General features: G+C 34.8%; 13 protein-coding genes. 7 read left to right on the top strand and 6 right to left on the bottom strand.

All coding sequences use genetic code 11. The annotated features are described in order from the left end of the window. Positions 1 to 206: 206 nt before the first annotated feature. The 6 genes from ispF to L3J35_13190 form a co-directional block, all read right to left on the bottom strand. Positions 207 to 710, bottom strand: coding sequence for a 2-C-methyl-D-erythritol 2,4-cyclodiphosphate synthase (ispF, locus tag L3J35_13165; protein MCF6367134.1), 504 nt, complete (start codon positions 708 to 710; stop codon positions 207 to 209). A 63-nt stretch (positions 711 to 773) separates the two neighbouring features. Further along, complete coding sequence (locus L3J35_13170) at positions 774 to 1943, bottom strand: aminopeptidase (protein ID MCF6367135.1); 1170 nt, start codon at positions 1941 to 1943, stop codon at positions 774 to 776. A 10-nt stretch (positions 1944 to 1953) separates the two neighbouring features. Further along, a complete protein-coding gene (locus L3J35_13175) occupies positions 1954 to 2253 on the bottom strand; it encodes a YbaB/EbfC family nucleoid-associated protein (protein ID MCF6367136.1) in 300 nt (99 codons plus the stop codon). A 5-nt stretch (positions 2254 to 2258) separates the two neighbouring features. Then, the gene (locus L3J35_13180; GenBank protein ID MCF6367137.1) at positions 2259 to 2666 is read right to left on the bottom strand and encodes a response regulator; all 408 of its coding nucleotides are present in this window, start codon (positions 2664 to 2666) and stop codon (positions 2259 to 2261) included. Positions 2667 to 2683: 17 nt separating this feature from the next. Then, positions 2684 to 3184, bottom strand: coding sequence for a C40 family peptidase (locus L3J35_13185; protein MCF6367138.1), 501 nt, complete (start codon positions 3182 to 3184; stop codon positions 2684 to 2686). An 18-nt stretch (positions 3185 to 3202) separates the two neighbouring features. Further along, the gene (locus L3J35_13190) at positions 3203 to 3952 is read right to left on the bottom strand and encodes a Bax inhibitor-1/YccA family protein (GenBank protein MCF6367139.1); all 750 of its coding nucleotides are present in this window, start codon (positions 3950 to 3952) and stop codon (positions 3203 to 3205) included. 128 nt (positions 3953 to 4080) lie between these two features. Here L3J35_13190 and prfA point away from each other — a divergent pair, with 128 nt between their 5' ends. From prfA to L3J35_13225, 7 genes are all read left to right on the top strand, one after another. Beyond that, positions 4081 to 5169 (top strand): peptide chain release factor 1, encoded by a 1089-nt coding sequence (gene prfA / locus L3J35_13195; protein ID MCF6367140.1) that lies wholly within the window; start codon positions 4081 to 4083, stop codon positions 5167 to 5169. A gap of 290 nt (positions 5170 to 5459) precedes the next feature. Next, the gene (locus tag L3J35_13200; GenBank protein ID MCF6367141.1) at positions 5460 to 6107 is read left to right on the top strand and encodes a 30S ribosomal protein S16; all 648 of its coding nucleotides are present in this window, start codon (positions 5460 to 5462) and stop codon (positions 6105 to 6107) included. A 3-nt stretch (positions 6108 to 6110) separates the two neighbouring features. Beyond that, the gene (locus L3J35_13205; protein MCF6367142.1) at positions 6111 to 6638 is read left to right on the top strand and encodes a hypothetical protein; all 528 of its coding nucleotides are present in this window, start codon (positions 6111 to 6113) and stop codon (positions 6636 to 6638) included. Next, positions 6635 to 7405 (top strand): exodeoxyribonuclease III, encoded by a 771-nt coding sequence (locus L3J35_13210; protein MCF6367143.1) that lies wholly within the window; start codon positions 6635 to 6637, stop codon positions 7403 to 7405. Before L3J35_13205 ends, L3J35_13210 begins: the two co-directional genes overlap by 4 nt. A 91-nt stretch (positions 7406 to 7496) precedes the next feature. Next, a complete protein-coding gene (locus L3J35_13215; protein MCF6367144.1) occupies positions 7497 to 8774 on the top strand; it encodes a replication-associated recombination protein A in 1278 nt (425 codons plus the stop codon). A 2-nt stretch (positions 8775 to 8776) separates the two neighbouring features. After that, positions 8777 to 9595 (top strand): 3-deoxy-8-phosphooctulonate synthase, encoded by an 819-nt coding sequence (kdsA, locus tag L3J35_13220; GenBank protein ID MCF6367145.1) that lies wholly within the window; start codon positions 8777 to 8779, stop codon positions 9593 to 9595. Positions 9596 to 9917: 322 nt separating this feature from the next. Further along, positions 9918 to 13184, top strand: coding sequence for a tail fiber domain-containing protein (locus L3J35_13225; GenBank protein ID MCF6367146.1), 3267 nt, complete (start codon positions 9918 to 9920; stop codon positions 13182 to 13184). Positions 13185 to 13605 lie beyond the last annotated feature (421 nt).

Genomic DNA, 13605 nt, shown 5'->3' on the forward strand with positions numbered 1-13605 from the left:
CTTTAAAGAATTACAATGAGGACAGTTTCCTTGTTTGTTATTCAATTGATCTTCTCTTACTGTTAATAAATTATAATTTGAATCGTCTTTTATCAGTGTGAGCTCGTCTATCAGCTGTTCTTGTGCGCAAATATCCAAATCTGTAAATTGTGATTTTAATATAGCTATACCCATATCAGGTTTTTTTTGTAAAAATAAACAATAATTCACAGAATACCTAAACCATAGCCACTGTTTTTAACAATCAAAACTGCCGCATAGGCAGAAATACCTTCTTCTCTGCCGGTAAAACCCAACTTTTCGGTTGTTGTTGCTTTTACGGAAACATCTTCAATCGGTATTTGCATTGTTTCGGCTAAAGCTTTTTTCATTTTCGGAATATATTCTTTGATTTTGGGTTTTTGAAGAACAATTGTGCTGTCAATATTACTTATCTCAAATCCCATTTTACGAACAAGTTCCACAACTTTTTTGAGAAGAATTTTACTGTCAATTCCTTTGTATTCTGCAGAAGTATCAGGAAAATGAAAACCGATGTCTCTTAAATTTGCAGCACCAAGCAATGCATCACAAATTGCATGAATAAGAACATCTCCGTCGGAATGTCCGAGGCTGCCTTTTATGTGTGGTATTTCAATGCCGCCGACAGTTAAAGTTTTTCCTTCAACTAATTTATGTACATCGTAGCCTATACCGGTTTTTATTTTCATTTGAAATAATAGAAAGCCTCTTTCATGTTTTTTATTTCTGAAAGGGCTTTTATGTGTTAATTTTTATAAACTTAGTTTTTCTCTTATTTTTTCCGGAATAGATTCTTTATTAACCATTATATTGGTTGCCTGCATAATTACGAATGCTTTTGAAGCATAAAAATATCCTTTGTATTTGTCTGTTGTGCCCCAAGAGTTTTTAATGATGTAATAGTCATTCCCTTTTTGGTCTTTTGCCGTTCCAACGATTAGCATTCCGTGATCATCGGTTGTTGAATAATTATCAAAAGCTTCTTGGCGAAATTCTTGTGTAATTTTTTTCTCTTTTACAATTGTGTTTAGCTCATAAATTTGACTTTCACGTTCTCGTTTTGAAAGCTTTTCCCATTTACCTTTTTCTAAACCGCCCATGTTTTTAACATCAGTTTCCGGAATAACGGCAATACCTTTATTATACTTAAACCCTTTATGACTGACATCTGCCGCCCAAGCAACGGTATAGCCTTTTTTTAAGGCATTATCGATTACTTGTTCAAATTCATTTATCGGCAAGTTGTAAACACTTCCCCAAAGCCAATTGTCGGGAACTTCAAGAATAAATGTTGAATAAAACGGGTGGTGCGAAAAACTTGTAAGTTCAACATAGTTGTCGGCATTTAAACCAAGAAAATCATTCGGCTTTGCATTTTCGGGAAGTTCTCCGAGGTATGAATCAATTATTCCTGAAAAAGCATTTTTCCATGCAGGAGTTATTTTTTTGTTTTTATTTTCAATAACACCTTTCATAAATTTAGAGAGAACTTCGTCTAATTCTCCGTGAACATGGTTGTCGGTTGCATAGTTTAATCCCGGGTATTCTTTTTCGGTTACTAAACCGTAATTCTTTAAAACATAAAGTACATCATGGAAAGCACCTCCGCCTCCGAAGTTTAAATTGCCGTGCATTCTGACATATCTGTCGGCTTTATCTCGGTAACAATGGTTAACAACAAACATTTCGGAGAGGTCAACCTCTCCCTTTCCCATGCGTAACAGTTCAGCTTCAAGAAAAGATAAACCGGAAAAACTCCAACAAGTTCCTGAACGATATTGATTCTTTACGTTTGTAACGGGAATTCTGAAATTTTCAGTAAAAACATATCCATCTTCTGTTTCATTAGTTTTTTGGGCTTGAACATTACTTGAAATAAAAAATGGCAATAATATGAGCAATCCGATTTTAATTGTTTTCATTTTTATATAGTTATTCGAATAAGTTTTCTAAATCAGGCAATATTCCTTGAGCCATACCTCCTGTTTCTTTTTCTGCAATTTCTTCCGCTTTTTCAATAGCTTTGTTAACAGCAACTATAACAAGATCTTCAATTGCTTCTTTGTCGTTAATGATTTCATTTGAAATATCAATACTGAGAATTTTTTTATTCCCTGTTGCTTTTACTTTAACGAGTCCGTTTTCAGCATCAGCCTCTACAACTGTTTCGTCAAGTTTCTTTTTTATCTCGTTAGCCTGTTCTTGCATTTGAGACATCAAATTATCAAACATGTTTTTTATTTTATAAATTTATTGAGAACCGTTAATAAGGTGTTTTGTCGAATCGGTTTTTCAAGATATTCACAGCCTCCTACTTCAAATCCCTTTTTACGTTCTTCGGGCATTGCAAAAGCAGTTTGTATTATAACCGGAATATCGGGATTATATTTTTTTATAATTTCGGTGGCATCATACCCGTTCATTTTAGGCATTTTAATGTCCATTAATATAATATCAAACTTAACTTTATCAATGGTTATTTTTTCTACGGCATCATGCCCGTTTTTGCACCATACAACTGTTATTCCTGTTTCTCTGAGTGCTTCTTCCAAATAAAGATAATTCATTACTTCATCTTCTGCTATTAAAACTTTTTTGTCAGACCAATCATATTTTTCCGGGATATTATTTTCGTTGTTTTCCATGTAAGTTGATTTGATTTTTAATAAATTATTCTTCTTACCCCCAAAATTCTGTCTTGATAATATTTTACTTTCATATCTGAAATAACAATTCCGCGCGAAGAAGATGCGTGAATAAATTTAGTAACACCTTCCGAATTTGAAACAACTATTGCAACATGACCGGTTACTCTTTTGCTTTTATTACTGCCGGTAAATAGTATTATATCAGCTTTTTTACAAGTACTCAGGCTTACTTTTTTTCCTGTTGTTGAATATTCAACAGACCTTCTCGGTACAGTATAGCCGAAATTTGAATATACATATTTTGTAAAACCTGAACAGTCAAATCCTTTCGGAGTATTTCCTCCGTACACATATTTTACTCCGAGTTGTTTTTTTGCATAGTTAACAACTTTATCTCTTTGTATATCTATCTTATTGTCAGAATGTAGTTGCTTAGAATCTGAATTTTTACATCCTAAAAAAGATACTGCTGACAAAAAAAATATTATCAGCAGGGTTCTGTTTTTTAATATCATATTTTTAGTTTAATAAAATTAACTTCTGTTTGCAAGTAAAGCTAATAACCTTAAAATTTCAATATAAAGCCAAATTAAAGTTACCATTAGTCCGAAACTTGCATACCATTCAATATATTTAGGTTGACCCGAATTTATTCCGGTTTCAATCATGTCAAAATCAATTATCAAATTCATTGCTGCAATTACTACAATAACTAAAGAAATGCCTATTCCCGTCCAGCCAAGATTAAACAGGGAAATTCCGCCACCCATAAAACCTGCAATTAAGTTAATAATATAGAAAAATGCAACACCTCCGGTAGCAATAAAAACACCTTTTTTAAATTTCGGGGTAGCTTTTAAAATTCCGCTTCTGTAAAGAACAAGCATAATGAATAAGATGGACAAAGTTAAGCCTATTGCCTGCATTACTATTCCGTCTAAAAAAGTGTCATACATTGCAGATAAAGCTCCCACAAAAAGCCCTTCGAGCAAAGCATATATCGGAGCAGTAATCGGAGATTTTTCCGGCTTCATAACCGTAAATATTGCAAGAACTAATCCGCCTATTGCTCCCCCAATAATTAAAACCATAGGATTAAAGGATGCTGTTTTTGTTAAGTTCCAAGCAAATGTTCCCGTAACTAACAGTAATCCGAACAAAATTAAAGTTTTGTTAAGAGTTCCGTTTAAAGTCATTGGCTCAGAACTTGTTTGAGCAAAAACTTGCGTGTTCTCAAAACGTTTTTTTGACAGAACCGGGTTTGATGATTTTCCGAATCTCATAGCTGTTTATTTTATATTTTTAATTTATTTAAAGTGCAAAAATAACAAATCTAATAATTAATGAATTAAACTAAGTCTAAAATTGTAATTTTTATTTTGTATTTTTGCAATCCTAAAAAAAGAGTGATATGCGTAAGAACATGATTTTAGATAAATTAGAAGGCGTTTTAGAAAGGTTTCAAGATGTTGAAAAAAAACTTTCAGATCCTGATGAGATATCAAACAGAGACAACTATATTAAATTAAATAAAGAATATAAAAACCTCGAACCTTTAATTTTTTCATATAAGAAATATAAAAACATTATTGATAATATTAATTCATCAAAAGAATTATTGTCAGAAGAAAGCGATGCCGAAATGCGACAAATGGCAAAAGAAGAGATAGATTCTCTGATACAAGAGCGAGATGTCTTGGAAGAAGAAATAAAAGTTTTGCTTTTGCCGAAAGATCCTGAAGATGACAAAAATGCCATTGTTGAAATCCGTGCAGGAACGGGAGGAGATGAAGCAAGCATTTTTGCAGGAGATTTATTCAGAATGTACACTAAATTTTGCGAAAATAAAGGCTGGAAAATAGATATAAACAGAATAACAGAAGGAACACAAGGGGGTTATAAAGAAATTGTTATGGAAATAACGGGAAACGGTGTTTACGGTATAATGAAATATGAATCCGGAGTACATCGTGTTCAAAGAGTTCCCGATACCGAAACACAAGGTCGAGTTCACACTTCAGCTGCATCAGTTGCAGTTTTACCTGAGGCAGAAGATATTGATGTTGAAATAAATGATGCTGATGTAAGAAAAGATACTTACTGTTCTTCCGGTCCGGGAGGCCAATCCGTAAATACAACTTATTCTGCTATTCGTTTAACTCATATTCCTTCGGGTTTAGTTGTAACATGCCAAGATGAAAAATCGCAAATTAAAAACTTAAAAAAGGCCATGAAAGAATTAAAAACAAGGCTTTATAATTTAGAATATCAAAAATATTTAGATAAAATTTCTTCTAAAAGAAAAACAATGGTTTCATCGGGTGACAGGTCTGCAAAAATCAGAACTTATAATTATCCGCAAGGACGGGTTACCGATCACAGAATTAAGTTGACTTTATACAATTTGCAAAGTATTATGGACGGAGATATAAGTGAAATAATTGAAAAACTTCAAATTGCCGAAAATGCCGAAAAACTTAAAGAAAAAGGAATGAAATAGGAAAACACTTATACGAGAAATTATTTACCGTCTTTTCTTTTTTTGTAATCGGGGAGTTTCAGGAAATACAATGTTTAATAAGACAACATTAAATCTGTTAAAAAATGAAAAATCAGAAAAACAAGGAATTACCGGCAAAAGACTTAAAGCTGCCCGGAATAACGGCTATTTGCTAAAGTATTGAATATAAAAGTATGAGTTTACCCTAACATATTTAACATCTGATTTGTATAATAAAAAATTAAAATTACCTTTGCAAACATTTTTTAATTAACTAAAAATTTAATTACATGCCTGTAAAAATCAGATTAGCAAGACACGGCCGCAAAAGAAGGGCGTTCTACTACATTGTTGCAGCAGACAGCAGGGCACCGCGTGACGGTAGGTACATTGAGAGAATCGGTTCGTATAATCCGAATACCGATCCTGCCTCTATTGATTTAAACTTCGAAAAAGCCGTAACTTGGCTTCAAAACGGAGCTGTTCCTACTGATACATGCAGAGCAATTCTTTCATATAAAGGTGTTTTATACAAAAACCACTTATCGAAAGGTGTAAAAAAAGGTGCTTTAAGCGAAGAAGAAGCCGAAAATAAATTTAATGCATGGCTAAAGGATAAAGAACAAAAAATCCAAGCTAAAGCAGACAAAATTAAAGCCGGTGAAAAAACTGCAAAAGAGAACCGATTAAAAATCGAGGAAGAAGTAAATAACACAAGAGCCGAAGAACTCTCAGCAAAACAAGCAAAAATTGTTGCTGAAGAAGCAAAAGGTGAAACCGAAGAGGTTGAAGGTGTTGAAGAAGAAGTAAAAGCAGATACAAAAAATGAAGAGGTTAAAGAAGAACCGAAAGTTGAGGAAAAAAAAGAAGAAGTGAAGGAAGAGCCAAAAGCCGAGGAAACTAAAGAAGAAACCAAAGAAGAGAAAAAAGAAGACTAATTTATGATTCCTGTTTCCGAACTTGATTTAGTCAAAATCGGTGAAATTGTAAAAGCTCACGGATATAAAGGAGAACTGGTCATAAAACTTTTAATTACCTTTGAAAACTTAAAAAAAACGGAACTATTATTCTTTGAAATTGAAGGAATTTTAGTTCCGTTTTTCTTTTCCTGTAAACCGAAAAAATTCAAAAGCGCAAGTATTATAGCAAAGTTCAATAACTTGAATTCGGATGTTGAAGTTAAAGAATTGATGAAATGTTCGATTTTTACCACAAAAGAAAATGTTATACCGGAAGAAGTTAACATTTTTGATACACTTGAAGGTTATGAAGTTTACGATAATGGTGTGTTTCTCGGAAAGGCGGGGAATTATTTAAACATTCCTTCAAATCCTATTTTAACCGTTATTTCCGGTTCAAACACAGAAATTTTAATACCGATAAATGAAGATTTTTTAAAAGAGATTGATAAAAAAAATCAAAAAATTATTTTTAACCTGCCTCCCGGTTTAATTGATGTTAATTCATGATAAAAAAAGTTATTTCATATAATGTTAATGGTATTCGTGCTGCTTTAAAAAAAGGTTTTGCAGAATGGTTAATAAGAGAAAACCCGGATATCGTTTGTATCCAGGAAACAAAAGCACAGCCGGAACAAATTGATTCAACATTATTTGAAGCTTCAGGTTATCATTCTTTTTGGTTTTCGGCAGAAAAAAAAGGTTACAGCGGAGTAGGTATTCTTACAAAAGAAAAACCGGACTATGTTGAATACGGAATGGGTATTGAAAAATATGATTTTGAGGGGCGATTTATAAGAGCAGATTACGGAGATGTTTCAGTTATCAGCGTTTACCATCCTTCCGGTTCAAGCGGAGAAGTAAGACAAGCATTTAAAATACAATGGTTATCCGATTTTCAAGACTATATTAATGAATTAAGAAAAACTCGAAAAAACTTAATTATATCCGGAGATTATAATATTTGTCGGCTTTGGATTGATATCCACAACCCAAAAAAACAAGAAAAAACATCAGGGTTCTTACCCGAAGAAAGAGATTGGTTTCAATCGTTTGTTGATGACGGTTTTATCGACAGTTTCAGAATGTTTAATAAAGAAGAACATCAATACAGTTGGTGGAGCTACAGAGCAAATGCCCGAAACAACAATAAAGGTTGGCGTATTGATTATCACATGATTAGTGAAGAATTTGAACCGTTTGTTAAAGGGGCATCAATTCTTGCAGACGTTAAACATTCCGACCATTGTCCTGTCGTTGTTCTTGCCGAATTTTAGTGCACAATTATAATTAAATGTTAAGAATTTTAATCTTCTCCTTTTATTCTGATAAAATTACTAAATTTGCTCTTTATAAAAACAAAGAAATATCGGAAACTTACCTTTGGCAGAAAGATTAAGACCTAAAACTCTCAACGGTTACATCGGGCAAGAACACCTTGTCGGAAAAAATGCCGTGTTGAGAAAAATTATTGAATCGGGAAATATCCCTTCTTTTATAATGTGGGGACCTCCGGGAGTAGGAAAAACAACTTTGGCAAAAATTATTGCAAACACACTTGAAAGACCTTTTTATATTTTAAGTGCAGTAAGTTCCGGAGTAAAAGATGTAAGGGAGGTTATTTCAAAAGCAAAAAGCCAAGCATTTTTTTCTCGCCCAAATCCCATACTCTTTATTGATGAAATTCATCGTTTCAGTAAATCACAGCAAGATTCTTTATTAGCAGCAGTTGAAGAAGGTGTAATAACTTTAATAGGGGCAACAACAGAGAACCCTTCTTTTGAAGTTATATCTCCGTTATTATCAAGATGCCAAGTGTATGTCTTGAAATCCTTGGACGTAATTCACCTTCAAGAACTTCTTAAAAACGCAATAACCAATGATATTGAATTAAAAAATAAAAAGTTTAATATTAAAGAAACGCATGCTCTTTTTTTGCACTCGGGAGGAGATGCCAGAAAACTATATAATATTATAGAATTAGTTGTAAATTCTTTTTCAGAAAATGAAAAAATTATCCTAAATAATAAAAAAGTTACTGAAAGTTTGCAAAGCAAAGTTGCTCGTTACGATAAGAAAGGTGAAATGCATTATGATATTATTTCCGCTTTTATTAAGTCAGTAAGAGGAAGCGATGCAAATGCAGCAGTTTATTGGTTAGCAAGAATGATTGAAGGCGGTGAAGACGTAAAGTTTATAGCCAGAAGGCTTTTAATACTTGCCGCAGAGGATGTCGGATTAGCAAACCCGAACGCTTTATTGATTGCAAATAATTGTTTTTCAGCCGTTAATATTGTCGGTTTGCCCGAATCTCGTATTATTTTATCAGAAGCAACAATTTATTTGGCAAATTCTCCGAAAAGCAATTCAGCGTATGAAGCCATCAACAAAGCACAGGAATTAGTCAGGAAAACCGGAAATCTATCTGTACCTTTAAATCTAAGAAATTCTCCTACAAAGCTTATGAAAGAACTGGGTTACGGAAAAGATTATAAATACGCACACAGTTTTCCTGAAAATTTCGTTAATCAAGAATATATGCCTAATGAAATTGCAAATACGAAACTTTATAAACCCCAAAAAAATCCTCAAGAAAAAAAAGCAGAAGATTTAATTGAAAAACGTTGGGGTAAGAAATACAAATAATTATGATAAATTCAATACCGAATATTAAATATACAAAAGAAAACAATTTTTTTTTATTGGCAGGACCTTGTGTTGTTGAAAGCGAAGGTATTGTTTTTAAAATTGCGGAACACCTCATAAAAGTTACGGAAAAACTAAAAATACCGTTTATATTTAAAGCCTCTTTTAAAAAAGCAAATCGTTCAAAAGTTGATTCTTTTACGGGAATAGGAGACATTAAAGCCCTAAAAATATTAAAAAAAGTAAGAACTGAGTTAAAAATTCCTGTCGTAACTGACATACATACCGAAAACGATGCAAACACAGCCGCCGAATATGTTGATATATTGCAAATTCCTGCATTTTTATCAAGGCAAACCGATTTATTAACCGCCGCTGCAAAAACCGGAAAATTTGTTAATATTAAAAAGGGGCAATTTATGTCGCCGGAAGCAATGAAATTTGCTGCTCAAAAAATTATTGATTCAGGGAATAATAAAATAATGCTTACCGACAGGGGCACCATGTTCGGATATGGTGATTTAATAGTAGATTTCAGAGCAATTCCGATTATGCAAAAAAACAAATTTCCTGTTATTGTGGATATAACACATTCGTTACAACAACCGAATCAACCTTCCGGAGTAACCGGAGGGCAACCCGAAATGATTGAAACAATTGCAAAAGCGGCAATAGCTGTAGGTGCTGACGGTATTTTTCTTGAAACTCACCCGAATCCTGAAGAAGCAAAATCAGACGGGGCAAATATGCTTAACTTGGAATACATTGAAAATCTTCTCACAAAATTAGTCAGGATAAGAAAGGCTGTTAATTCTTTCTAAAACAACATCAGTTAAATGTTCATTAAAATTACAACAAAAAACAGCCCCCAAAAGCAAGATTATTAAGTACCCTAAAGTTAGCTTTCTCATGAGAAAGTATTACTTTTTGCTTTTATTTCATATAGGAATTTAAAACGAATTAGCACAGAATTGACAAGAAACCCATTAAAATAACGTAACCGAATAACCGTTTTGTAAAAAAAATTTGCATAATTGAATAAATTGTTTAAACTTTGTTAATACCCCAAAAACACTTTAAAATTTAATTCAAAAACGTTATTGTTTTAAAAACAAGTATTTATTAATTTAAATAATCTTAGCTATGAAAAAACTACATTTTTTTTTAGGTTTATTCTTTTCGTTATTATTGTTCAGCACTAATGGCATTTCGCAAGGAGTTGTTATTTCAAATAACTCGGGAGATACACCTGACGGATCAGCAATGTTAGAAATAAAATCAACAACACAGGGCTTACTGATTCCGCGAATGACAACCGCACAAAGGAACTTGATTGCTTCCCCTGCACAAGGTCTGTTGGTGTTTGATACAAGCATAGGCGGGTTTTTTATATACGGAAAAAACTATGAGGAAAAACTCGGCTGGATAGATTTATCCTCAGATGCCGGTTTGTGGACTAAATCCGGAGGCACAGTTTATTTAACAAACTCAACATATAATGTCGGCGTAGGAACAAATGCTCCGGCAAGTAATTTTGTAGTTCAGGCAAACTCCGGAGATGCATTAGTTACTGATGTTTTATTCGAAGTAAAAGACAACTTAGGCAATACAATTTTTGAAGTAACCTCAGGCGGTGTAAGAGCTTATGTAAAAAAACCGACCAAAGGAGCAAAAGGAATCTCCGGCGGTTTTGCGGTAGGCAAATACGGAGCAGCCAAAGGTTTAGGCGATTTGCTGGTTGTAACTGAGGACAGCACAAGAGTTTATACTGATGCAGCAACCGGTATTTCCGGCGGTTTTGCAGTAGGCAAATACGGAGCAGCAAAAGGTTCTACTTTTAAATACTTTTTTACACATTCCGACAGCACACGCATTTACACCGATACCGGAACAAAAGCTGTGTCCGGTGGTTTTGCAGTAGGCAAATACGGAGCAGCAAAAGCTCCTGCAAATAATTATATGCACATAACAAGAGATAATTATTTAATCGGACATAGTTCAGGTAGAGACCTAACCACAGGTTTGTACAATTTATTTCTCGGTTATGAATCCGGGCTGTCAAACACAACCGGTTCCAGAAATGCTTTTTATGGTTTCCAAAGCGGTTATAATAACACTATAGGAAACAAAAATATATTTATTGGGGATTCTGCGGGATTCACAAATGCAGACGGAAGTAATAATATTTTAATGGGGCCGAGTGCAGGATACCAAGCATTCGGAGCTTCTGATAACGTAATTATAGGCTCAAAAGCCGGATATAAAAACCAAGGAGACTTTAATGTGTTTCTCGGGAATGAAGCAGGTTTCAGTAACGCAGGAGGTTGGAGCAACGTTTTTTTGGGAAACAGGGCAGGAAAATCAAATGATGTAGGATTGCAAAATGTATTTATAGGCGACAGTGCCGGGTTTAATAACCTTGGAGGGGAACAAAACATTTTCTTCGGCTCAAAAGCCGGGTTTAATAATAAGAGTGCATTTGACAATGTTTTTATCGGCTCAAAAGCCGGATATTCAGATACAACAGGAATATCAAATATTATGATAGGAAACCAAGCAGGAGAAGGAAACACTTCGGGCAGCTATAACATTTTTCTGGGAAACAGATCGGGTTTAACTAATTCAACAGGAGCCGAAAATATAGTCATAGGAAATGATGCCGGATCAGGTTTAGACAGTGCAATGAGAAATGTAATAATAGGAGATCTTGCAGGAAATCAGGCAACAAACCTTCAAGATAATGTCATAATCGGAAGCGAAGCAGGTATGAACGAAAAACAAGGGCGCTCAAATGTATTTATTGGCTATGCTGCCGGGCAATCAGACACAATAGGCAATAACAATGTTTTTATCGGAAAACAAGCAGGATTCAACAGCATAGACGGACAAAGTAACATTATTCTCGGAAGTGATTGCGGATTAGAGTTAAGAAGCGGAAACAGAAATATCTTTATAGGCGACAGTGTTGCCGCATCAAACATAGACGGACAAGAAAACGTATTTATAGGCTCACAAGCCGGATATGCAAGTTTAGCAAGCGACAATGTTTTTATCGGTACAGAAACGGGAAGAAATAATGACACCGGAGCCAGCAATGTAATAATTGGTTCGCAAGCAGGGTTTAACAGTACAGGAAGCAGTAATTTAGTTGCAGGAAACAGAGCCGGCTATCAATTATGGGGAGATGAAAATGTATTTCTCGGAGATAGTGTCGGTTTCAATTCTGAATCTGCTTTTGAAAATGTTTTTGTGGGCTCTAAAGCCGGATATGCAAATGTTGACGGTTCAAGAAATGTTTTCCTGGGAAAAGCCGCAGGAGTATCAAACACATCAGGTTATGAAAATGTATTTCTCGGCACTGATGCCGGTGCTGCAAACCAATTCGGTTCACAAAATATATTTATCGGAACAAAAGCCGGAGCTTTAAGTACAAGCGGCAATGACAATATTTTAATCGGCTCATATTCGGGCGAAAACCTAACTTTTGGGGGAGGAAATATATTTCTCGGAAACTTAGCGGGAAATTTTACATCAAGTGGGTCAGATAACACATTTCTCGGAAGTTTCAGCGGAATGAGTAATGATGTCGGAAGAGGAAATACCTTTTTAGGATTTGAATCCGGAAATACTAATATATTCGGAGATAGTTTGGTTTGTATCGGTATAGGAGCTGATGTCGGTTCCGGAGAAATTAAAAAGGCTATTGTTATAGGTGCAGATGCTTTGTCTATTGCCGACAGCTCAACAGTTATCGGAACAAATGCTTATGCAGAGGGGATTAACGCAACAACTGTAGGAACAAGCTCAAGTGCAATCGGTATTAACGCATCGGCATTTGGTGTAAGTGCAGAAGCATCTTCTGAAAATGCAACTGCCGTAGGAAAAGGAGCACAAGCAAACTTTATTAACTCTTCTGCTTTCGGAGCCGGAGCCGTTGTTGACGGAGACAATTCAACGGCAATCGGAGCAGGGGCATGGGCTGATGCTCCGGACAAAATAGTTCTCGGAACAGCAACAACCGCTTCTGTCGGAGGTTTCGCTCTCTGGACAAATTATTCTGATAAACGGCTGAAAGAAAATATTAAGTATCATAAAGACTTAGGTTTGGACTTTATAATGAATTTGAAAACTGCCTCATATACCTACAAAGCCGATACGAATAAAAGACACCGAGACGGATTAATTGCACAAGATGTTCAACAACTAATGAAGGATTTAAATGTTGAATTTGACGGTCTTGTAATTGATAAAAATAAGAATAAAACACTTGGACTTTCATATCAGTCTTTTATCATCCCTTTAATAAATGCAACGCAAGAACAGCAGATAAAAATTGATTATTTAGAGACCCAAAACAAAAAATTACTTGAAAGAATTGAAAAATTGGAACAACTCATAAATAAAAAATAAACTTACAGTAAACCTTCGGGTTGTACTGGATAAGGAAAATATTAAGGAGCTCCCGGCTATTGCAGAACTGGCAAGGGAGAAGGGATGGATTGGTTCCGGTTATTTTAAGACCCAGCTCGGAAGGAACTATGAACTTCACAGCTGTCAGAAGAATTCAGGAATTCTTTATGATATTTTTCATTTTTCGGCATAACTTGAAAATGATTTGCAAAAAGGCAGGCTAATATGCTGGAGGGACCAAAACAGGTAAAACCGGAGAAACCGGTTATTGCGAAATTTGCAGGACCGACAATCCTTTGTTCACCGAGCCGAACCAAATATCTCCGTTATCAGCTTTCAGTATGGCGGTGGTCCAGTTAACCGCCAGCCCGTTGGTGGTAGTGTAAGTTTTAACAGAGGAGCCATCGTAACGCGAAACACC

Source organism: Bacteroidales bacterium, assembly GCA_021648725.1.
Classification (GTDB): Bacteria; Bacteroidota; Bacteroidia; order Bacteroidales; family JAADGE01; genus JAADGE01.

Coding starts and splice junctions, on each gene's coding strand:
- kdsA (MCF6367145.1), top strand. CDS start 8,777: ATGATAAATTCAATACCGAATATTAAATATACAAAAGAAAACAATTTT.
- L3J35_13185 (MCF6367138.1), bottom strand. CDS start 3,184: ATGATATTAAAAAACAGAACCCTGCTGATAATATTTTTTTTGTCAGCA.
- prfA (MCF6367140.1), top strand. CDS start 4,081: ATGCGTAAGAACATGATTTTAGATAAATTAGAAGGCGTTTTAGAAAGG.
- L3J35_13190 (MCF6367139.1), bottom strand. CDS start 3,952: ATGAGATTCGGAAAATCATCAAACCCGGTTCTGTCAAAAAAACGTTTT.
- L3J35_13205 (MCF6367142.1), top strand. CDS start 6,111: ATGATTCCTGTTTCCGAACTTGATTTAGTCAAAATCGGTGAAATTGTA.
- L3J35_13200 (MCF6367141.1), top strand. CDS start 5,460: ATGCCTGTAAAAATCAGATTAGCAAGACACGGCCGCAAAAGAAGGGCG.
- L3J35_13180 (MCF6367137.1), bottom strand. CDS start 2,666: ATGGAAAACAACGAAAATAATATCCCGGAAAAATATGATTGGTCTGAC.
- L3J35_13170 (MCF6367135.1), bottom strand. CDS start 1,943: ATGAAAACAATTAAAATCGGATTGCTCATATTATTGCCATTTTTTATT.
- L3J35_13175 (MCF6367136.1), bottom strand. CDS start 2,253: ATGTTTGATAATTTGATGTCTCAAATGCAAGAACAGGCTAACGAGATA.
- ispF (MCF6367134.1), bottom strand. CDS start 710: ATGAAAATAAAAACCGGTATAGGCTACGATGTACATAAATTAGTTGAA.
- L3J35_13225 (MCF6367146.1), top strand. CDS start 9,918: ATGAAAAAACTACATTTTTTTTTAGGTTTATTCTTTTCGTTATTATTG.
- L3J35_13210 (MCF6367143.1), top strand. CDS start 6,635: ATGATAAAAAAAGTTATTTCATATAATGTTAATGGTATTCGTGCTGCT.